The organism is Bacillus sp. FSL W8-0116 (assembly GCF_038003825.1).
Classification (GTDB): Bacteria; Bacillota; Bacilli; order Bacillales; family DSM-4216; genus Bacillus_O; species Bacillus_O smithii.
This window is the reverse complement of the sequence record NZ_JBBOPY010000001.1, coordinates 2,428,489-2,448,876: the sequence shown is the minus strand read 5'-3', so window position 1 is coordinate 2,448,876 and position 20,388 is coordinate 2,428,489. Positions and strand designations below refer to the sequence as shown.

The 20,388-nt window shown below is 39.7% G+C and carries 19 protein-coding genes and 3 pseudogenes; 9 read left to right on the top strand and 13 right to left on the bottom strand.

Annotated elements, in window-relative coordinates; genetic code table 11:
• Positions 1 to 88 precede the first annotated feature (88 nt).
• From N1I86_RS11685 to N1I86_RS11675, 3 genes are read left to right on the top strand one after another with little or no spacing between them, the layout of a single operon-like run.
• Complete coding sequence (locus tag N1I86_RS11685) at positions 89 to 502, top strand: type IV pilus modification PilV family protein (RefSeq protein WP_341096455.1); 414 nt, start codon at positions 89 to 91, stop codon at positions 500 to 502.
• Complete coding sequence (locus N1I86_RS11680) at positions 499 to 945, top strand: PilW family protein (RefSeq protein WP_341096453.1); 447 nt, start codon at positions 499 to 501, stop codon at positions 943 to 945. The genes N1I86_RS11685 and N1I86_RS11680 overlap by 4 nt, the downstream gene beginning before the upstream one ends.
• 12 nt (positions 946 to 957) lie before the next feature.
• Entirely contained in the window at positions 958 to 2,163 is a 1,206-nt protein-coding gene (locus N1I86_RS11675; protein WP_341096451.1) for a hypothetical protein, read from the top strand.
• Between the two features lie 59 nt (positions 2,164 to 2,222).
• Here N1I86_RS11675 and N1I86_RS11670 read toward each other — a convergent pair whose 3' ends face one another.
• From N1I86_RS11670 to N1I86_RS11660, 3 genes are all read right to left on the bottom strand, one after another.
• Positions 2,223 to 3,596, bottom strand: a complete 1,374-nt coding sequence (locus N1I86_RS11670) for a hypothetical protein (RefSeq protein ID WP_341096449.1) — start codon at positions 3,594 to 3,596, stop codon at positions 2,223 to 2,225.
• Positions 3,593 to 4,186, bottom strand: a complete 594-nt coding sequence (locus N1I86_RS11665; protein ID WP_341096447.1) for a hypothetical protein — start codon at positions 4,184 to 4,186, stop codon at positions 3,593 to 3,595. Before N1I86_RS11665 ends, N1I86_RS11670 begins: the two co-directional genes overlap by 4 nt.
• 296 nt (positions 4,187 to 4,482) lie before the next feature.
• Entirely contained in the window at positions 4,483 to 5,361 is an 879-nt protein-coding gene (locus tag N1I86_RS11660; protein WP_004439648.1) for an IS982-like element ISGsp1 family transposase, read from the bottom strand.
• Positions 5,362 to 5,806: 445 nt separating this feature from the next.
• Here N1I86_RS11660 and N1I86_RS11650 point away from each other — a divergent pair.
• A pseudogene (locus N1I86_RS11650) lies at positions 5,807 to 7,653 on the top strand (transglycosylase domain-containing protein).
• 117 nt (positions 7,654 to 7,770) lie between these two features.
• Here the strand turns inward: N1I86_RS11650 and N1I86_RS11645 are convergent.
• The 3 genes and pseudogenes from N1I86_RS11645 to N1I86_RS11635 all read right to left on the bottom strand — a co-directional run.
• The gene (locus tag N1I86_RS11645; protein ID WP_003354329.1) at positions 7,771 to 8,331 is read right to left on the bottom strand and encodes a YufK family protein; all 561 of its coding nucleotides are present in this window, start codon (positions 8,329 to 8,331) and stop codon (positions 7,771 to 7,773) included.
• 245 nt (positions 8,332 to 8,576) lie between these two features.
• The gene (locus N1I86_RS11640; RefSeq protein ID WP_003354330.1) at positions 8,577 to 8,966 is read right to left on the bottom strand and encodes a hotdog fold thioesterase; all 390 of its coding nucleotides are present in this window, start codon (positions 8,964 to 8,966) and stop codon (positions 8,577 to 8,579) included.
• A gap of 255 nt (positions 8,967 to 9,221) precedes the next feature.
• Positions 9,222 to 10,307 (bottom strand): annotated as a pseudogene (locus tag N1I86_RS11635) (RNA-guided endonuclease InsQ/TnpB family protein); the annotation flags it as partial.
• Positions 10,308 to 10,423: 116 nt separating this feature from the next.
• Between N1I86_RS11635 and N1I86_RS11630 the strand changes: the two are divergent.
• Positions 10,424 to 11,302 carry an IS982-like element ISGsp1 family transposase gene (locus N1I86_RS11630; RefSeq protein ID WP_004439648.1) on the top strand — a complete coding sequence of 293 codons (879 nt, stop codon included), beginning with the start codon at positions 10,424 to 10,426 and terminating at the stop codon, positions 11,300 to 11,302.
• Between the two features lie 72 nt (positions 11,303 to 11,374).
• On the opposite strand, the gene N1I86_RS11625 is transcribed toward N1I86_RS11630, so the two are convergent.
• Complete coding sequence (locus N1I86_RS11625; RefSeq protein WP_003353566.1) at positions 11,375 to 12,025, bottom strand: IS607 family transposase; 651 nt, start codon at positions 12,023 to 12,025, stop codon at positions 11,375 to 11,377.
• A 256-nt stretch (positions 12,026 to 12,281) separates the two neighbouring features.
• Here N1I86_RS11625 and N1I86_RS11620 point away from each other — a divergent pair, with 256 nt between their 5' ends.
• Positions 12,282 to 12,512 (top strand): hypothetical protein, encoded by a 231-nt coding sequence (locus tag N1I86_RS11620; protein WP_341096438.1) that lies wholly within the window; start codon positions 12,282 to 12,284, stop codon positions 12,510 to 12,512.
• Positions 12,513 to 12,666: 154 nt separating this feature from the next.
• Here the strand turns inward: N1I86_RS11620 and N1I86_RS11615 are convergent, their stop codons facing one another.
• The 3 genes from N1I86_RS11615 to N1I86_RS11605 form a co-directional block, all read right to left on the bottom strand.
• Positions 12,667 to 12,816: a hypothetical protein gene (locus tag N1I86_RS11615; RefSeq protein ID WP_003353567.1), complete on the bottom strand. Its 150-nt coding sequence runs from the start codon at positions 12,814 to 12,816 to the stop codon at positions 12,667 to 12,669.
• A 119-nt stretch (positions 12,817 to 12,935) separates the two neighbouring features.
• A complete protein-coding gene (locus N1I86_RS11610; protein ID WP_341096436.1) occupies positions 12,936 to 14,435 on the bottom strand; it encodes a leucyl aminopeptidase in 1,500 nt (499 codons plus the stop codon).
• 196 nt (positions 14,436 to 14,631) lie between these two features.
• Positions 14,632 to 15,330 carry a 3D domain-containing protein gene (locus N1I86_RS11605; RefSeq protein WP_003353569.1) on the bottom strand — a complete coding sequence of 233 codons (699 nt, stop codon included), beginning with the start codon at positions 15,328 to 15,330 and terminating at the stop codon, positions 14,632 to 14,634.
• 300 nt (positions 15,331 to 15,630) lie between these two features.
• Between N1I86_RS11605 and N1I86_RS11600 the strand changes: the two genes are divergently transcribed.
• Complete coding sequence (locus N1I86_RS11600) at positions 15,631 to 16,083, top strand: OsmC family protein (RefSeq protein ID WP_270584447.1); 453 nt, start codon at positions 15,631 to 15,633, stop codon at positions 16,081 to 16,083.
• Positions 16,084 to 16,165: 82 nt separating this feature from the next.
• Here the strand turns inward: N1I86_RS11600 and N1I86_RS11595 are convergent, their stop codons facing one another.
• Entirely contained in the window at positions 16,166 to 16,483 is a 318-nt protein-coding gene (locus tag N1I86_RS11595) for a YuiB family protein (protein ID WP_341096434.1), read from the bottom strand.
• A 451-nt stretch (positions 16,484 to 16,934) separates the two neighbouring features.
• Between N1I86_RS11595 and N1I86_RS11590 the strand changes: the two are divergent.
• Positions 16,935 to 17,351: pseudogene (locus N1I86_RS11590) on the top strand (IS110 family transposase); the annotation flags it as partial.
• Between the two features lie 127 nt (positions 17,352 to 17,478).
• Here N1I86_RS11590 and N1I86_RS11585 read toward each other — a convergent pair.
• A complete protein-coding gene (locus N1I86_RS11585) occupies positions 17,479 to 18,702 on the bottom strand; it encodes an NAD(P)/FAD-dependent oxidoreductase (protein ID WP_341096432.1) in 1,224 nt (407 codons plus the stop codon).
• Positions 18,703 to 19,126: 424 nt separating this feature from the next.
• Here N1I86_RS11585 and N1I86_RS11580 point away from each other — a divergent pair, with 424 nt between their 5' ends.
• On the top strand, positions 19,127 to 20,098 hold the full coding sequence (locus tag N1I86_RS11580) for an NAD(P)/FAD-dependent oxidoreductase (protein ID WP_412677369.1): 972 nt from the start codon (positions 19,127 to 19,129) through the stop codon (positions 20,096 to 20,098).
• A 7-nt stretch (positions 20,099 to 20,105) separates the two neighbouring features.
• Here the strand turns inward: N1I86_RS11580 and N1I86_RS11575 are convergent, their stop codons facing one another.
• A complete protein-coding gene (locus N1I86_RS11575; protein WP_341096430.1) occupies positions 20,106 to 20,267 on the bottom strand; it encodes a hypothetical protein in 162 nt (53 codons plus the stop codon).
• Between the last annotated feature and the right edge of the window lie 121 nt (positions 20,268 to 20,388).

The window sequence follows — 20,388 nt, the reverse complement described above, 5'->3', positions numbered from 1 at the left end:
CTTTCAAACAATTATAGTAGTTTTTTCCCATTCATTATAAAATAGAATGAGAACTTTTAATACCATATTGCGAAAAGGAATGTGGCAAATGTTTCAATGTCGACAAAACGATGAACAAGGATTTACTTTAATTGAGGTGCTGGCGGCAACGACATTATTATTAATTATTTTTACTTGCCTGTTTGGCGTTTACGTTCAATCTACTGCCTATAATACGTCAAATCGTGAAAAATTACAGGCCATTCATCTAGCCAAAAAAGCTGTTTCTACATTGCGTTCCAATCAAGCAACAGTTCCAAAAAATGCGAAAGAAGGGGATGAAGTGGATATCAGCGCCTACAATCTCAATCAATCTCCCTTTGAAGTCAAGGCAACCGTGATGAAAAGAACGGCAGAGGCCGATCAAGCGCAGTTGCTTCCCGTTCAAATCTCTGTTATCGAAACAAACAGCCAAAAAATCCTTGCGAAAACATTTGTTTATTTGAAAGAGGCATCGTCATGAAAAGAAAACAATGGAATGATCAAAAAGGGGTCACATTAATTGAATTGTTGGCAGCCATTACGCTGAGCAGCATCGTGATTGCGATTGCTTTCGCAGCATTGTTTTCAGCCATAAACATTTATAAAAACAATATGGCGCAAGCGAGGCTTCAACAAGAGGCCAATATCATTTTATCCAACTTAAATCAACTGAGCGAAAAACAAGATGAAATGACGATTAGTCTTAGCAGCGATAGCCAAAAATTAACCATTGCAGCGAACGATCACACATACACATACGATCAAAATCATTATGAAATCACCATAAATTCTAATGAACTTCAGCCAGGAGGTTCCATCACTTTGCAAACAGCAGCACCGATTCCTATTCTTTTGCATGTCCAAGATCGAAATCATTCCAATCAACAAGTGAAAGTGGAAACAACGCTTGAACGTATTCATTAGGAGGGCCCACCTTTGATTAAGAAAAACGATGGTCAAGTGCTCATCATTGTCTTGCTCGTTCTTACATTAACGATGATCTTTGTGATCACTCTTTTTCCGTTTATCATTCAATCAGCGAAACAAGCCACTCTATCTGAAGAAAATATGCAAACAAAACATGCAGCTGAAATGGGGATGACATTATTTGAAAAGATGTTTGACCAAATCATGGATAAAAAAGAGTTTCATTCAACAGATGAGCTTCAAAATGAAGTACAAAATAGCACACCAACGAATCCAATTTCTCTTAATGACCACGTCGCCTATCAACTCAATGTCCATACAGCCACTGTTAAGAAGAATAACGATAGCGTCATCACGATAACCGTTGATAGCTACGGCCTTTATGACGGTAAACAAAAAAAAGATTTGCAAAAGACTTATACTGTCACTTTTCGTTCCAACGACAATTCAGGATCCAAAAAAATTTTTACGAATATAAGCGATTTTGACGTACTGAAAGATCCGAGTTTTTTGAATTTCGGCAACGAGAGCTTTAGAATTAATTATAATATCAACTTACAATCTCATTATATAGGAAATTATAACTTCCCATTTTACAGCTTTTTGTTAAGAAATATTGATGTATCTCATGATGCAATATTTCAAAATGATCTTTATATACCTCTAAATTTGAAGTTGAAAATGAGGAATAGCGCATTGTTTAATGACGATGTTTTATTATTTACAGGAAATTTACAGATTGGAAACGCTATGTATGCTCAAAATGAGATAAACGCTTCCCTGAATTCAAGCGTAACCGTTGGGGGAAATGCAAGCGTGAACGAATTATACGCATCCAATTCTAGGTTATTATTTTCCTCAAACTTATATGTAAAATATCTTCAACTATTTTGGTATTCAAAAATGGAAGTAGATGGAAGCATGTATTTGTCAAGTGCAACAATTGGTCCTGGCTCTACTCTGACTGTGAATGGCAACCTATATTCTGATAGGTTTTTAACGGTCTCAGACTGGCCGTTCGGCGGAAAAGTTTGTGTACATGGAAAAGCAGAAAATATCAGGACAAACGCTGACGTCAATTACAATAAAAGTAGTTGCGACAATCAACCAGAAGGGACAATCTATGTTCTAAACCAACCAGTAGACTCTCAAAATGATGGCAGTAGCGATAATAAAATTGTGACGGTTGAAGAAGGAGATGTCATCTATAAATAATGAAAAACCATCCATTAGACTGTTCATCGTCCAAATGGATGGTTTTTTGGCCTCTTCTTTTATTGATTATGATTGGCTGAATTGACATTGCTCTTATTCGTATTTTGTGAAGAAGATGGATTCTGTGTATATGATCTGTTATTGGGTGAACTGCTATTATTATCGGTTTGAAATTGGTTATTCGATGTATTCCCTGTTGATGTATTTTGTGAAGTATTGTCGGTTCCGTTGTATGACGAATGTCCTGTTGTACCATTCTCTGTGCTAGATGTGCTATCTGTCGTTGTTGTACTTTCCGGTTGTTCCAAGTTTTTCACGACGATTTTTGGGGTCGGCAAATAAAAATCTTTGGATACAAGAGATTCATAGAATACCATATGATCCAATGCCACTTCTTTATAAAGTTCCACCGAATACCCGAATTTGCCATTTCGATTGACCGCTTTTTCTGCTAACGGGCGGTATTGTATGATTTTTCTCGGTGCATACGCTTTTACGTTTTTCTTCACCAATTTGTAAGTAAAAGGATCGGTTGGGCCGATTAAACTGAGCTTCAATACGTGATTCGATATTTTCTCACTTTTGATGACAAACGCTGTATGATTGGGATTATAAATTTTTAAATCAGCTTTGGAACCGTCCACCCTTGCCTCATAACCTAATTCTATCCCCTCTGGCAAATTATCACTAATATGTCTTTCAACGATTTGTAAATTCGTTGGCAGCGCTAATTGATAGATGGCAGAAGCACAATGGATGAAAAAGGAAACGTCTCTATTGTCCAGATTTTGGATGTAATCATTCAATGAAAAGATTTTCTTTGGTTTAAGCGTCATGGTGGAGTTGGTCGCCATCCAGTCCTCTATGTCAGCTGGATCATTGACGACGATCCTTTTTGAGGCGATGATTTCCGGTTTATTATGGGACGTTTTCAAATACTGAACTAAATCTTCTGTTTGCTGTGAAGAATCTAGACGACTAGCTTTTTCCTTCAATAGCTGCTTCAACTTCTCTAAATCCACTAAATTGACTAATTCAGGGTTTTCCAATCGATTGAATAAAATCGTTTTAAGGGGTTGTTCATCCACTTCTGTATACAATACATTTCTTGCACCATCTAGACTGGCATCAAGAGAGGCATGGATCTTAAAATGTACAACACTCATCGGAATGGGAATCGTTTTATTAAAAAAAGAAAACGTTACTTGCGATTTTTTTTGCCAATCCAACACTTTTTCTGTTATTTTCGATTCTGCTTCTTCTTTATTCAAAGAGGCGATATTCATTGGACCAATATAAGTACCTTCTGAAAAAACAGGCTCTTTTTTTGAAAAGGAAGAAACCGCCAAAGTAGTGATTTTGGAAAGAGCCATTAGAACAACGGTCGAAATTAGTAAAATAGCGAAAAATCGAACCATGTTTGTTCTGTTCATGACGGATCACCTTTTTCATCCGTTTTATTTGTGCGCCGAGCCAGTATGTCTTCAAATGAAGACTCATTTTGTTGCGAGGGATTTGCTTCCTCTTCAAATGCTTCAAACCGTTTTTGATACATTTCTTGCATGCTTTCATCCTCATTTAAAGCCGTAATCGTTGAAACATCATATTCCGTTTCCATTGGGGGAGCCGTTATTTCATCACGTAAAAAATTTGGACGACCTTCTTCAAATCCAGCATTTGGTTGGATAGGTATGTCTATATTTTCTGCCATCGCTGCTTTTTCTCTCAAATCATCGTAGTCAAACTTTGGCTCTAAATTTTCAGCCTGATTCATTCCTGGATTGTCTTCAAACCACTGTTCTCTTGGGTACAAGAGAATGGTTAAGCATAAAATAAATAAGAGTGTGATCGCCGCGGCGATTCCATACGGAAAAATCATGAACGCTACCTTGGCAATCAAGAAACAAAAAATACTTGCTATCACCATATAACGTTTATGGCGTTTACTCATGGATAAAGGAATCATATAAAACAAACAAGAAAATACGATGACCGGAATGACTAAAGAAAGAATTGTCTTCATAATGCCTCCAAAAAATCAAATTCAGTTCTTTCCTCCCGCATCTATTATACTAATAAATAACATCGATTCTGTGAAAAAATTTTTATTTTTTTGAATGTCAATGAATGGGATTCTAATAGCTGTTTACGTAAAATAGGCAAATTTCCTTGAAGAAGGTGCCCGTTTTCTTTTATTAGTGGATCTACTCACTTTGTCTATCCTTACAGCGAGTTTATATTCGTGAGACGAAATCTGTGATTGCTTCTTAGCACTTATTAGAAGCAGGGATTATTACTACCCGTGGTGCTAGTTGAGTGTCAGCGCTCAACCAGCCCTAGTGTGACCAAGGAATAAGCCAACAAGATGCCATCGAGTGCCACTTCAAACCCGGCCATGGAATTCGCTCGAATGTCGGTGATCCGGTATTGGTCTACGAGAATCGAAAACACCGTCTCGATGACTTTGCGTTTTTTCCTGATCCATTCTTCCCATGCCTTGGATGGGCCGTGCTTTTGATTGTGTCGAGACGGTGTCCAGAACGCGGCTTGGTGTTCTTCGTACAGCTTTTCTCGAAGAGCGTGGCTGATGTACCCTTTGTCCCCAAAGTTGTAGGGATGAGGGATTTGAGTCATCACCGTTTCAGCGGCTTTGACGTCGTGGCAGGACGCTTCCGTCACGACATAGCCCATGGCCAGCCCTTGATTGGTCACTTGAAGATGCAGCTTGAAACCGTAGTACCATTGCTTTTTGGAAGCACAATACCCCATATCCGCGATCCCTCGAAACCGCTTGACGCGCTGCATTCTTGCGGGATGGCACAACGGAAGAGGCAAGCTGTCGACGACCGCATAAGCATGGTGTTGGCCACGTTTCGCCAGCTCATGACGGATCCATTTGATGGCGAAACCAAGCGCCCGGCAGCGGCGGTTGTATCGGGAGCGTTCAAGAAACGAGCCGTTTGTGAACAAATTTCCCGTGACAAAACGATGCCAGGCTCGTTCGGAAGAAAAGCCCAGCAGCTTCCCCAAAAGGTGAACCGCCATGACCACTTCGTCTTCTTGCTTGACCAAGTGACGGTTGCGGCGATGAAGATACATTTGAATCAACGACAGTTGGGCAGAAACAAAACAGAAAATAGCGGCATATTGTTTTTGAAGTTTGGCTGGATCTGTAGTAAAATGAAAGTGCTCTTGCATGGGGGATCTCTCCTTTCGAATGTTGGGTGACACTTTCATTCTACTGGAGATCCGCCAGCAAGGGCTATTTTTATGCTTGTCTGAGTTTTATCTAGCACCACGGGTTATTACTATATTTGGATAAAAAGGAATTTTTCCTTCTCATTCCATTCCTATATTAGAAAAAGGGGCTTTTTCAAAAAGCACTGTTCTCCCTTCTTCCAATTGCCCTGATCGTACAACACTTTCCTGCATTATTTAAGCTATTATATCAGGATGCTCGTCATTCAAAAAACCGTTGTCTTTTTAAAATGGAAGAATAAAAGATTTCAAAAAGGAATCCTATTAGAAGGCAAAAATTCTTCCTGCTACTTTATTCTTAGCTTTCTTTCTATTATCATTGGTGGAGTAAAGAACATTGACATTTTACTCGAAAAAGTACGAATGAAAAGGCGGGTCTGCATTGATGAAAACCATTTTTGGCTACTTCTTCACTGCCGTTCTGATGGCGCTTGCGATTTACTTTTTTTATTTTGCCAATCAGGAAGCGCAGCATGTCGAAAGTTTTGACAAAGTTGTAGAAAAGAAGATTCCGATACATTCGGTGGATCTTTCTCAAGAAAGCAAATTTTTGGACCAGAACGGCCGTAGTTTCTGGAAATTCGCAATCCTTATCGAATTGTCGTGAGCAACAAAGACATTCCCGATTTCATGAAGGAATTATTTTTGCAGTCTGAGGACCGGCAATTTTACGAACATGGCGGCATAGACGCTTTCGCCGTATTGAGGGCGATGATCGTCAATTCTCATTCTCATCAAATCGAGCAAGGCGGAAGCACCATCACCCAGCAGCTGGCCCGAAACTTATACTTGAATTACAACAAAACGTTTAGTCGAAAATTATCCGAAGTGTTTTATGCCTATGAACTGGAAAAAAAATTAACGAAAGATCAAATTCTCAATCTTTATTTAAATACCATTTATTTTCAAAACGGAGTATACGGGGTGGAAGCCGCTTCCCAGTTTTACTTTCAAAAAAGCGTAAAGGATTTAACGAAAGCACAGATGGCTTTTCTGGCGGCGATACCTAATAATCCAAGCTTATATAATCCTCTTACTCACTTTGCGAATACGAAAAAACGACAGGAACGATTGATTGATTTAATGAAGAAAAACGGCTTTCTTACAGCTGAAGAAGCTGAAGCAGCCAAAAAAGAACCCATTACATTAAAATTGAAAAAGCGAATAGATGAATTTCCCAATTATTCCACTTATGTTCAAGAAGAATTGAAAGAACTGATTGCGGAAAAAGAAGGGTATAAAGAAAAACTGGCCAATGCAAATCCTAAGGAAAAAGAACAAATCGAAAAACAGTTGGAAAACCGCTTAAATAAAGTGCTATCATCCGGAATTATGATTTATACCTCTTTAAATCCAATCATACAGCAAAAAGCGGAACACGCTGTTTCTTCCGTTTTGTCTTATACCAATGTGGAAGGTGCTGCTGCGGTCATCGACAATCAACATCGAAACATAATCGCATTAGTGGGAGGAAAAGATTTTCACCATACGGATTTCAACCGGGCATACCTTGCTTACCGGCAGCCGGGATCATCGATTAAACCGCTGCTCGACTACGGGCCGTATATCGATCGTTTCCATGTTTCTTTATCCAGTCTTGTCAATGCCAACAACGTCTGCATCGGCAATTACTGTCCGACAAACTACAGCAAAAAAGAATATGGATACGTCACTCTGAAAAAAGCGTTTGCGAATTCGTATAATACTCCTGCCGTCCGGATTTTCATGCAAACCGGGATCAAAAACTCTTTTTCCTATTTGAACAAATTTGGTTTTGAAAAAGTATCAGAAAGGGACGAGAATCCGTCAGCAGCCATCGGAGGCTTTACTTACGGGATGACTCCGCTGGAAATGACATCCGCCTACACCTCATTTATTGATGGCAGCTATAAAAAGCCTAGAGCCATCCAAAAGGTGACGGATTTAAAAGGACACGTTTTATATCAGTGGAAAGATGAACCTGTCAAAATTTGGTCGTCGGATACCGTATATAAAGTCCGGGAATTAATGGCAGAAGTCGTAAAAAACGGTACTGGTAAAAAAGCGAAAATCGCCCGCTCTTATGTGGGAGGGAAAACCGGAACGACCAACAATTACCACGACTTCTGGTTTGTCGGGCTGACGGATCAATATACAGCAGGTGTCTGGGTAGGAAGGGATACACCGTCAAGCATCGAATCATTGGAACATTACGGGCCACAGCTGCTCATTTGGCGGAAGATCATGCAATAATCCAATATTCTTCGTTTTTGAAACAGAAAAATCATTGAAGCAAAAAAGGTCAGCTCCTCCGTCACCCGAATGGGATCGGAAGGAACTGACCTTTTTTCGTCATTTCTCATTTTTGATTTAAATAGGCAATCCGGCCATCGCAGTGTTATAGATTTTCAGAATCATATAGAGCAGAGCGGACGTAATAAAGCCCCAAACGACAATTTGGAAGCAAATAAAACCGACGAGTTTAAACGATGTTGTCAACGAAGGGCTGATTTTATAAACAAAATAAATAAAATAGATTAAAACGGTTAAAAGAAATATGGTGATAATCCCAATGATGGATGCATAACTGCACAACGAAACCAACCCGCCGGCCAAAAAAATAAGTGAACCATTTCGGACGTTTTTTAAAATGTCTCCGTCTGTATCCGTGGAAAAAAAGAGCAAAGAAAGTTCATTGATGGTTTCAGCGACTACTTTTAAAGCCGACAGCACCATGAAAAACACTGCGATCAGTCCAATCATGACAGCCAGCTTCAATTCTGTTTCCGAAATGATTCCCAGCATTCCTTGATAAATGCCAATCTGTTTCAAAAAATTGATGATGGTATCTTCCACATAAATCGCCAGTGACAAGCTGAATAATAAAATGGTCAAAAAAGGAAAATAACCTGTTAAATAAGTATTTTTCATGATCAGTCGCTCCTGTTTTTCTCGAATCAACTTTCATTATGCAAGAGCCTTTCTACATTTACAAGAGCTTTATAGAAAAACATTGATTTTTCGTTTATTTATAGAATGGCAGTCAAAATATCCCTTTTCTCCATTTTCAATCGTCCAAAAATCTTTTCTCCATCTCCCAACTGCCTGCCATTCTTGAGAGTTTCTAAAAAGCCCTGTACAATAAACGGTCTACGTTTACTTTGCTTTCTTATGTATCATCGTTTATTGACAATGGCAACCGTACATCTCGATAAACAAATAAGACGGTCGTTTTCGTCGACGATCCGGATCTCCCAAACACATGTTGACCTTCCAATATGTACTGCTTCTGCACGGGCTGTCACCATTCCCTCTGTTTTAGAACGGATATGATTAGCGTTTATTTCAAGTCCAAAGCAGATTTGTGTTTCCGGATCAATGAGTTGTGCTGTTCCTAAGCTTGCAGCGGTTTCAGCCAATGCAACGGAAGCCCCTCCATGAAGAAATCCCATTGGCTGCCGAGTGCGGTCATCTACAGGCATGGTCATGACCACTTTCCCTTTTTTCATTTCGATTATTTTCATGCCAAGACTGGCTATCAACCCTTGTTCATAATTTCCTTCCATTAACTATCCCCCGTTTTTTATTTTTTAGAAAATACGTTGTTTTTTAAATATTTTCTCTTATTTTATCATAATCACCGTTACAGAAAACTTATAAAAAGTTATAATTTCCTACAACTTTTATGTTTCATTACTTCTTCATCGTGTCTGCTTTCACGTCTATCTATTAAACAGATCGCTACTTGCATTTGGTGTAACACTCCAAAGTCGTAAATTCCCGACTAACGAATCGGTACATGTCTGCATTAACTTGCATTGTTAAGATGCAGATTCTAAAACATTTTCACCATATTTTTTAAGATTTATAGACGCTTGATAATCTCGATCAACAATATTTCCACATTCGCATTCAAAAGTTCTATCGGATAACTTCAAGTCTTTTTTAACTTTTCCGCAACAAGAACACAACTTAGAACTTGGAAACCATCTATCCGCCAAAATGAAGCGAATATTATTCCAATTTGACTTGTATTCAATTTGTCTTCTAAATTCATGGAAACACTGTTGTTGAACAGATTCAGCTAAATGTTTATTTTTCATCATACCTTTTACATTCAAATCTTCTAAAACAATAAACATTGGTTTTCTGTTTACGATTTCAGAAGTGATTTGATGTATGTAGTTATGACGAATATTCGTTAGTCTTCGTGAAACTTTTAAAAGTTGCTTTTCACTTTTTATAATGTTGTTGGTTTTCCTGTAACGGTTTCCCTCCCTTCCTTTTTCATATTTTCTTGAAATTTTACGTTGCAACCTGCGCTTTTTCTTTTCTAATTGCCTAATTCTTTTTGTTTTATTAATATTTCCATAAACTTTACCATCAGAACAAACAGCTAAATCTTTTATTCCTAAGTCAATACCTATCCCTTCTGTTTTTGAAGGAGAATAATCACTATCTGTTTCTATTCCAACAGATACCCACCAATTCAAACCATCAAATGTAAATCGAGGATTCATATACTTAACATTTTCACCAAATGGAATACGTCCTTTTTCTGCTAATCGAATCCAATTTATCTTTTGTTTATTCGACTTTTTACTTGAAGCAAATCCCTCTACTTTAACATGTGTTTTTGTGAATTTGATTTTCACATTATCCTGATAAAAACTAGGTATAGATTTCTTTTTCCTTTTAAATTTTGGATATTTTGATAGTCCTTTAAAAAATCGTTTGTAAGCATCACAAGCATCTTTAATAGCTTGTTTCGTTACATTATTACTTACATTATTCAGCCAATTAAATTCATCAAGATTTTTCATTTGAGTAAACTGTTTTCTCAAAGTTGAATCATTGATGAATTTACCACCATTTTGATAATTTTCTTGTTGCTTTGCAATTGTCCAATTATAAGCAAACCCGTGGTGCTAGATAAAACTCAGACAAGCATAAAAATAGCCCTTGCTGGCGGATCTCCAGTAGAATGAAAGTGTCACCCAACATTCGAAAGGAGAGATCCCCCATGCAAGAGCACTTTCATTTTACTACAGATCCAGCCAAACTTCAAAAACAATATGCCGCTATTTTCTGTTTTGTTTCTGCCCAACTGTCGTTGATTCAAATGTATCTTCATCGCCGCAACCGTCACTTGGTCAAGCAAGAAGACGAAGTGGTCATGGCGGTTCACCTTTTGGGGAAGCTGCTGGGCTTTTCTTCCGAACGAGCCTGGCATCGTTTTGTCACGGGAAATTTGTTCACAAACGGCTCGTTTCTTGAACGCTCCCGATACAACCGCCGCTGCCGGGCGCTTGGTTTCGCCATCAAATGGATCCGTCATGAGCTGGCGAAACGTGGCCAACACCATGCTTATGCGGTCGTCGACAGCTTGCCTCTTCCGTTGTGCCATCCCGCAAGAATGCAGCGCGTCAAGCGGTTTCGAGGGATCGCGGATATGGGGTATTGTGCTTCCAAAAAGCAATGGTACTACGGTTTCAAGCTGCATCTTCAAGTGACCAATCAAGGGCTGGCCATGGGCTATGTCGTGACGGAAGCGTCCTGCCACGACGTCAAAGCCGCTGAAACGGTGATGACTCAAATCCCTCATCCCTACAACTTTGGGGACAAAGGGTACATCAGCCACGCTCTTCGAGAAAAGCTGTACGAAGAACACCAAGCCGCGTTCTGGACACCGTCTCGACACAATCAAAAGCACGGCCCATCCAAGGCATGGGAAGAATGGATCAGGAAAAAACGCAAAGTCATCGAGACGGTGTTTTCGATTCTCGTAGACCAATACCGGATCACCGACATTCGAGCGAATTCCATGGCCGGGTTTGAAGTGGCACTCGATGGCATCTTGTTGGCTTATTCCTTGGTCACACTAGGGCTGGTTGAGCGCTGACACTCAACTAGCACCACGGGTTAAGCAAATCTAGCTGTATTCGCATATAGAAATAATCTAGTTTTTTGCTTATTATTTGGTTTCAACATCCCTTTTATTGACTTTATCATTTAGCAACTCCTCATTTTCCTCAATTAATTCATCTACTAACTTTCTAGTTTTATTAGCACGTTTTCCTTGTAATCTACAACTAAATACTGTAACAATCTGTATTAAATCTTCTACAAGTTCTTGTTCATCTGTTTTTTCAGTGCTATCTAAAACTTCAATCTCACACCCATTAAGGTTTGCCATATACTCAACCAATTCAAAACCAAATCTAAGAAGCCTATCTTTATGGAATACTACTATTTTATCTACTTCTTTGTTATTTATCATTTTGATTAGTTGACGCAAACCTTTTTTCTTGTAATTAATCCCACTACCAATGTCTTGAATGATTTCATATTCAACATTTAACGATTCTAAATATTTTTTCATATTTTCAACTTGTCTTTGCAAATCATCTTTTTGTTTATTAGAAGAAACTCTGCAATAACCAACCACTTTTTGACTAGTTTCTTTAATACCAAGTACCTCTTTAAGTTGATCGTGAGAATAATATCTATAGCCGTTTGAGCCAGTATGATGTGGTTTTAATTTTCCACTTTTGTCCCAATTTCTTAAAGTTTGTGGCGTTCGATTGATTAATTTGGAAAATTCATGAATGCTATAATATCTCATGCTATATTCCTCCTTAAATTAAATATAGCATGAAAAAATTATAAAGTAAATAAAAATTTTATAACTTTTTATAAGTTATTTAAAACTGTTTAAGCCTCCTTTCCCGCCTCATAACGATCCAAATTCTATTCCTTATGGCCCAAATCATCCAACATACATTTCTCCCGACAACCGACAATTTCCAGTCGTCCAGATCAACCAGTTCACTCAATCCGCCAGAAAATCATTGGAACTGCTAAGAGACGCACAACTGTTTTTGAATACGGTCTCCACGAACGGTGCCTTTGCAAGAGAGCTGATGGACGCCGCTCAACGTTCGCAAACAACGAAAGTGATACAAATGATTCAATCGATTGGAATTAGAATTCGGCCGGAAATTTATTTTAATCCGGATGGGCTTTTAGTTCGCTTTACCCGCATGGATGAAGATCAAAAAAAAAGAATGCTGCCGATTACTGTTGGAACTTCGTTGGAAGAAATAATATAGGTTTTTGACTTTTCACTGCATTTTTTTGATAGAGAACCTGCTTAGTATGCAAGAGAATAGCCATCCCTTTCAAAAAGGCTGTTGATAACTAGGAAGCCGATCCATGTTTCATAGAGCGGCTTCCTTTGCTCCATTCATCAGCCTCTTTCCTTGTTTAAAAATACGGATATGGATAAAACGGACGCGGACCGTAAAAAGGATATGGCGGTCTAAACAATGATGCTGCTATCGCCGTTCCTAGCAAGCCGCCCAACAGTCCACCGATAAACGGTTCCCCCGGAAAAAAGCGATGCGGATAATACATATAGGGTAACCTCCTTTTCCTATGCTACCCTATCCTTATGCAAAGACGGAAATCTTTGTATAGGCCCGCCAAAAATTTAGCTTTAAAAAGCAGCGGTACGAAAATCAAACGCCGTATCCTTACTCTTTATCAAATCGATCGACAAATAAAGCAAGCGTTCTCGTCATGACGCCCGTTGCACCTGCAGGCCCCAAGTCGTAGTCCTTATCGGTATCAGCCGTTCCGGCAATATCCAAATGCACCCAAGGAGCTCCTTCCACGAATTCTCCAATAAAAGCAGCTCCCATGATCGCATGGCCTTCTCTGCCGGGAGAATTATTTAAATCGGCTATTCGGCTATTTCGAACCCGTTTTTTATCTTCTTCCGTATAAGGCAGCCGCCAAATATATTCTCCAGCTTCAAAAGAAGCCTCTAAAATTTGTTCAAAAAGCCATTCATCATTGGTGACCGCTCCTGTTTTATCTGTCCCGAGCGCAACGATTACTCCGCCTGTCAATGTGGCCACATCGACTAAATATTCGGCGCCATGATGTTTCGCATAAGTGACGGCATCCGCCAATACTAAACGCCCTTCAGCATCCGTATTCAATACTTCGATCGTTTTTCCATTCATGGATGTTATCACATCATCAGGCCGAAATGCCGACGCGCTCACGACATTGTCTGTAGCCGGAATGACTGCCACCACATTTTGTTTAGGTTTCCATTCGGCGATCGCCTCCATTGCCCCAAGTACAGCTGCAGCCCCCGCCATATCGGTTTTCATGCCGACAAGTCCGTTTTTCGTTTTGAGCGAGTAGCCGCCCGAATCATATGTAATGCCTTTTCCGATGAGCCCGATGACATCTTCCCACTTTTCTTTTCCTTTAAATTTTAGCGTAATCATTTTTGGTTCTTCTTTGGAACCTTGATTGACGGCCAAAAAAGCGCCCATTCCCAGTTTTTCGATTTCGCTTTTCCCAAGAATCTCTACTTCCAATCCATATTTTTCTGCCAATTGGCTTGCGTACGTAGCAAGATAGGACGGAGTCAGCAAGTTGCTTGGCATATTGACGAGCGTACGAGCGGAATTCGTCGCTTTTCCAAGTATGTATCCTGCTTTGGCTGCTTGTTCGATTTCTCCGATCGTATGGCTGCTGTAAACAGTCATTTCCTCAATCCGCGGTTCCGGCAGATTGGTTTTTTGCTTATAATCACGGAATTCATATGTAGAAAGCGGAACCGCTTCGCCTAATGCCGCTGCTGCTTGAACGGCATCCCATTTATCCGTTATAAACGTATCAAGCGCAATGGCGGCCTTTTGAACCGGCGTATTTTTTATATATTTGGCGGCTTTTCCAAAAGCCATTTTTAATTTCTGAATCGTGAGTTCTTTTTCTTTTCCCAAACCGACAAATAAGATTCTTTTGGCAGGCACAAAACCAAATGTATGGATCAGTTGCACGCTTTTATATTTGGCGGAAAGATCCCCGGTCTTTACAAGTTCCGTCAACTGACCTTGAAACGCCTCATCCAATTCGCCGAGAACTCCTTCAAACTTAAGGGGTTTATCCAACAAACCGACGATCAAGCAAGGCAATTCTATTTGAAACGGATTTTCATGACTAAATTGAAACATCTTTTAACACCTCCAACACCATTATAACCCTGGCAGAAAATAAACCACCAGTAATGATCATGGATATTTGGAGTTGTTCACTTCCAACTGCTATTTACTGGAAAAAAAGAACAAGACAAAAGGATCAACCCCTCCATCCCGCTCTTTCTGTACAAGCTCAATATGGAAAGATGATCCTATTTGACTCTCGAAATTTTTATTCATTGCGGGTTTTTATATATTGCTGCCGGTATACTTGCAAAGCTTTATTTTGGTTTAAAGAAGCCAGCGTTTCTTCTGTCAAAGTTCCTTTTCCCATTTTGACAATATAAACGGCCAGTTTTTTCTTTCCCCACTCTTTATAAACATCATCAACTGTCTCGTAATATAGGTCAATCCGATTTCCTTTGATTGCGCTCCCGGTATCCGCTACCACTCCATAGCCATATCCGGGAATGAACAAAATCGTTCCAATCGGAAAGATCGTTGTATCAGCGGCAATAGTCGAATAAAGATCTCTTTTTACCTTGACGCCTGAATATGTAATACCATAACTGGGATGGCTGGGAGACTTCCCCGTTGATTCTTTTCCGGCTGTATAACCTGTCGCAATCACCGTTTTTTGGGGGTATTTCGACCAATCAACATCTTGTTCCAATATACGGGGCTGCTTCTCTCTCTCCGGTTGGGCATTCGCTTGCACAGGTTTCATAAGCAGCTGATCGATCCTTTTTTCGGATAATCCTTCAAGCTTTCGCTCACTCGTTTCCATCTTTGATAAAATCGTATGTTTAAGAGCCCAATTTCCAATCATAGCCGCATCTACTCCGGAAATCGTTTCAAAAGTGGCCATAAGTGCGATTAAAAATAAGATGGTCATAAAAACTCTTTTGGACGTCCGTTTTATTAGTCCCATCCTTTCACTCCCCTCACCCTATTGGTCTCCAAATGATGGCCACATTATTCAAAAATGGAGAAAAAACTTGGTAAAGGTTGGAGTGAACAAAAAAGGCTTCGTGAAGAAAATCCATGATGAGAATGAGAAGAACCCGTTTTATACAAATCACCCATGATGAGATGACCTAAAAAGAAAAAAGCCGGCTTTTCTTCGATTAGTCCATCAGTGCCTTATTAGAAGCTTTTGCGAAGGCATTCCCTCATTTTTTTGTTTCAAATTGTGCTACAATAATGCCAAAAATGATCTGGAGGCATGTATATGTCGGAACATCACTTTCGTTTAAAAGCAAACTGGCCCGGCCTGCGAAATGATGTTGGGGAAATAAAAGCTGGGAATTTACGGACAAAGGTTTCGATTCCGGCGGAAATGGACGGCCCAGGCGTCGGGACAAATCCGGATGAAATGCTTTTAGGGGCGGCAGCCACTTGTTATATCATTACATTGGCCGCCATGTTGGAACGAAGCAGGCTGGAGAAGAAACAGTTAACGTTGGAATCAGAAGGGATCGTTGAAGTAACCAATGGCGTATTGACTTATAAAAAAATCATCCATCGTCCGAAAATAGTCCTTCATCGTGATGCAACCGCCAAAGAAATCAGCCGAGCACAACGTCTTGCTGAAAGAGCAGAATCGTCCTGCATGATTTCACGAGCCGTCAAAGGAAATGTGGAGATAGAACTGGAAATAGACATTCAAGTTGCTTCCGAATAACCGTGAACATAAAACTTTTAACGATTTTGGAGCCAAAAAGAGACTGAATCCAAAAGAGTGATTTCCTTTTGGATTCAGCCCTTCAAAACATTCGATATCCTTTTTTTCTTAATTCCTTTATGACAATTCCCGATAAAACGGCCCCGGCTAAGCCGCTTAACAAAATCAACATATCGGCCGGTTTCAGTCCTACCAATCTTTCTCCTAACGTAGTGAAAGCCTCTCTAGTATGCGTTATATAAGAAAGCGTACTAATCCCATCTACAATGATCAACACAACGAGAGGATATAAAATCGACATGATCCATGTCTTTCGAAGCCGCATATTTAAAATAAATCCGATTCCGAAAAAAAGCACAAAAAACAGCAGCATCGATATAAATAAAACAGCAATATGCACTAGGAAACACCCCACAGGACTAAAAAGTATACTGAATATTCTTATATACGCCAATCTTCCCGATTATTCCTCTATTCCAATCTCATTATTCTCTCATTTTTTCAGCCCCTTTTGATTTCTGGAAGTGTTCCCCACTTTTAAAAGGATAAATGCGAACGAGTAGTCCTTGCTGTTGATTTTTGTTTCAACGATCACACAAAACATTCATGATCGTCTCTCTCCCAACCCGTGCATGAAAATAGTTCCTTCCCGTCCATATTGGTAAAGACACAAACAGTTCATAATACGTGGCTTTTTTTGGTGGTTCGACCCTGAACACAAAACTGTTTGAGTGAATTTGGTGTTCAACCCTTTGTTAGCTCTTTCCAAATGGAAGGATGACTACGTACAGAAAAATGCTTATTTTCAAATTCACTCACTGTTTGTGATCCTATCTTTATGGAGTGATTGGATGGAAGTATTTATTGAAAGATGTGCAGGATTGGATGTTCATTCAGAAACCATAGTGGCTTGTGTTCTGATTGGTTCAAAGGATGATGAACTAATTAAGGAAACAGAAACCTTTCCGACTTTGACCAAAGATTTATTCCGGTTGTTACAATGGCTCGAAGACCATGATGTGACCCACATTGCGATGGAAAGTACGGGAGTCTACTGGAAACCCGTGTTCAATATCTTAGAGGACTTCTTCGATATAACCCTGGCGAACGCCCAGAGGATTAAAAACGTACCTGGAAGGAAGACGGATGTTTCTGACGCTGAATGGATTGCAAAATTATTGCGCCATGGATTAATTGAAAAGAGTTTTGTCCCTCCGGTAGATATTCGGGAGCTGCGTGATTTAACAAGGCTGAGAAAGAAATGGATTTTCACAGAAAATTATTTTCACAGAAAAAAACAGAACGGCTTATTACGCCGTTCTGTCGTTGTAATAACCTTTTTATTTGTTGTACAATCAGCCGTTTTGTTATCTGTAAAAGGCTTAGCTGACTGTCTTAGAAAAATTTGAACTTTCCTTTTTTCAGTACCAAGGACAAACCGCCAATCATAAACAAAGCACGGTTGTCAATCACTTTTTTCATAAAGGAAGCTTTTGTACCTTTCAGCTTTCTGCCGAACACAATTCCGATTGCGTCGTCATCGCCAAGAGAACATACCGTTCCTTTATTATCAAATACAAATTTTTGAGTTTCTTGTCCTTTTAATAAGGCTACGATATTTTTCGCACACACCACACCTTGCTGCATGGCAATTTGGGCAGTCGGCGGATATGGACGATTCGTTTCTTCATTAATGACAAGCGAACAGTCTCCTACAATAAACACATTATTGTAGCCAGGAGCTCGCAAATCTTCTTCTACTTTTACACGGGCACGATTGTTTTCAAAACCGGCTTTTTCAATGACAGAGTTTCCTCTAACTCCCGCAGCCCAAATGACAGTTCCTGCCTTAATTTCTTCGGTTTCATTTTCGCCTTTCGCTACGATAATACCGTCAGGAGTCGCTTCTTTAATGGCCGTGCCGATTCGAAATTCAACGCCTTTCTTTTGCAGCTGTTCCATTGCATATTGAACAAGTTCCGGATCAAATCCAGGAAGAACAGTTGGCGCTGCTTCTACGCAGATGATACGCACTTTTTGGAAATCAACGTCGTATTCGCGGCAAAGTTCAGGAACACGATTGGTCAATTCCCCTAAAAATTCGATGCCAGTAAATCCGGCACCGCCGACAACGATCGTTAAACGTTCTTCTTTTTTATCTTTTTCAGTGTTGTAAGTAGCAAATTGAGTTTCGATATGCTCGCGGATACGTCGGGCAGCATTTACGCTCGTGATCGCAAAAGCATACTCTTTCAACCCTTTAATTCCAAATGTTTCTGATTCAGGTCCTAAAGCGACAACGAGATAATCGTAGTCCAACTCCCCGTTATTAAGAACTACTTTATTTTCGTTTGGTTTAATGTTTTCAACAGTAGCTTGAACAAATTTGACTTTGCTGCGGTTAATTACGTTGCTGATCGCATAGCGTACCCGGTCGTGATGAAGGGTTCCAGCAGAGGCTTCGTGAAGCCAAGTCGTTTCATAGTGATAGTCATGTTTGTTCACTAAAACAATTTCCGCTTCGTTTTGGCTTAACATCTTTTGGAGGCGCGTTACAGTCATCAATCCACCATAACCCGCGCCAAGTACAACGATTTTTGGCTTAGTCACTGTTATCACTTCCACCTTTTTCTTTTAGTATGAGTGAATTCGAAAAAGTTTATTTCCTTTTTGCAATTAAAAATATCACATGTGATATTTTTCACGAATGAGGGCATACAACGACTTTTCCGAAATTTGTCATAAAATCTTAACATTATTCCCTTATAAATAATATTCCTTTTACATATACTTTTCAACCCATTTCCTACAATTAAAAGGAAGTTTTCAAAATTATATCCCTTATAAAGAAAATAATGAATTTTGGTATTTTTTGAAATGTTTTTCTCTTGTTGTATTGAAAAATGGAAACACTGAATTGGAGTATGATAAAATGGTGTTTAATAAAACTTCCATTGGTCAATAAAGCGATGAATGCAAGGCTATCTGCTAGTATATGGAAATGGGGGAGATTGTTTTGAAAGAAGACTCAAACATATACGATATGACGATTATCGGCGGTGGACCTACCGGCTTGTTTGCAGCTTTTTACGGAGGGTTAAGACAAGCGTCCGTAAAATTAATTGAGAGCTTACCCCAACTTGGCGGCCAGCTGGCTACTCTTTATCCGGAAAAATACATTTACGATGTTGCCGGCTTTCCCAAAATTAAAGCACGCGATTTAGTTGAACAACTCAAAGAACAATTATCGCTGTTTAAGCCCACCATTTGCTTGGAACAAACGGTCACTGATCTTCAAAAATTGGATGACGGAACATTTCGATTAACGACAGATAAAGAAATACACTATACAAAATCTGTTATTATCACTGCCGGGATTGGAGCATTCCAACCTCGAAAACTGGAGCTTGAAGAAGCGGAGCAGTATGAAGGAAATCACCTTCATTACTTCGTAAACGATCTGGATACATTTAAAGGAAAAAATGTAGCGATATGCGGCGGGGGAGATTCAGCGGTCGATTGGGCATTGATGCTGGAACCAATCGCTAAAAAAGTAACGATCATTCACCGCCGAGATAAGTTCCGCGCCCACGAACACAGCGTTGAACAACTGAAAGCTTCTACCGTGGAGATCAAAACGCCGTTCGTTCCGTCGAAAATACTCGGAGACGGACGTACAATCCATGGACTTGTTCTTAATGAAGTACGCGGAGAACGGGAAGAAACGATTGAAGTGGATGAATTGATCGTCAACTATGGATTTGTTTCTTCACTTGGTCCTATCAAAGATTGGGGAATCGAAATCGCTAAAAACTCCATTGTTGTCAATTCCAAAATGGAAACCAATATTCCCGGAGTTTATGCGGCCGGAGACGTTTGTACATATGAAGGAAAAGTAAATTTGATCGCAAGCGGATTCGGCGAAGCCCCTACGGCCGTCAGCAATGCAAAAGCTTTTATTGATCCAAAGTCCCGCGTTCAGCCAATGCACAGTACGTCTTTATTTGAACAATAAAAAGCTTTCAAGGATGTTCAACCGGAACAGTTCCATATTGGACCGGCTCGTCAAAACAAGAACGAACGACTTCTTCATCGTGCAGATAGCTCATAAACATATACAATCCGCCGATATATCCTTTGCCCAAAATCGCTGAAAGACGGTTCGTTTTTGATTTTAAAGCCATGGAACAGGCGCCGGGGAATCAGTACTCTAAAATAGCAGGAAATAGTTTCGTCCAAAACCAAAAGGCATGCCGTGAATGATGCATGCCTTTTGGTTTTGCCGCAATTTCTAGTCATGGAATG

Coding starts and splice junctions, on each gene's coding strand:
- N1I86_RS11670 (WP_341096449.1), bottom strand. CDS start 3,596: ATGAACAGAACAAACATGGTTCGATTTTTCGCTATTTTACTAATTTCG.
- N1I86_RS11660 (WP_004439648.1), bottom strand. CDS start 5,361: ATGCAAGAGCACTTTCATTTTACTACAGATCCAGCCAAACTTCAAAAA.
- N1I86_RS11645 (WP_003354329.1), bottom strand. CDS start 8,331: ATGAAAAATACTTATTTAACAGGTTATTTTCCTTTTTTGACCATTTTA.
- N1I86_RS11580 (WP_412677369.1), top strand. CDS start 19,127: ATGACGATTATCGGCGGTGGACCTACCGGCTTGTTTGCAGCTTTTTAC.
- N1I86_RS11630 (WP_004439648.1), top strand. CDS start 10,424: ATGCAAGAGCACTTTCATTTTACTACAGATCCAGCCAAACTTCAAAAA.
- N1I86_RS11640 (WP_003354330.1), bottom strand. CDS start 8,966: ATGGAAGGAAATTATGAACAAGGGTTGATAGCCAGTCTTGGCATGAAA.
- N1I86_RS11625 (WP_003353566.1), bottom strand. CDS start 12,025: ATGAGATATTATAGCATTCATGAATTTTCCAAATTAATCAATCGAACG.
- N1I86_RS11685 (WP_341096455.1), top strand. CDS start 89: ATGTTTCAATGTCGACAAAACGATGAACAAGGATTTACTTTAATTGAG.
- N1I86_RS11615 (WP_003353567.1), bottom strand. CDS start 12,816: ATGTATTATCCGCATCGCTTTTTTCCGGGGGAACCGTTTATCGGTGGA.
- N1I86_RS11610 (WP_341096436.1), bottom strand. CDS start 14,435: ATGTTTCAATTTAGTCATGAAAATCCGTTTCAAATAGAATTGCCTTGC.
- N1I86_RS11605 (WP_003353569.1), bottom strand. CDS start 15,330: ATGGGACTAATAAAACGGACGTCCAAAAGAGTTTTTATGACCATCTTA.
- N1I86_RS11665 (WP_341096447.1), bottom strand. CDS start 4,186: ATGAAGACAATTCTTTCTTTAGTCATTCCGGTCATCGTATTTTCTTGT.
- N1I86_RS11680 (WP_341096453.1), top strand. CDS start 499: ATGAAAAGAAAACAATGGAATGATCAAAAAGGGGTCACATTAATTGAA.
- N1I86_RS11575 (WP_341096430.1), bottom strand. CDS start 20,267: ATGGCTTTAAAATCAAAAACGAACCGTCTTTCAGCGATTTTGGGCAAA.
- N1I86_RS11600 (WP_270584447.1), top strand. CDS start 15,631: ATGTCGGAACATCACTTTCGTTTAAAAGCAAACTGGCCCGGCCTGCGA.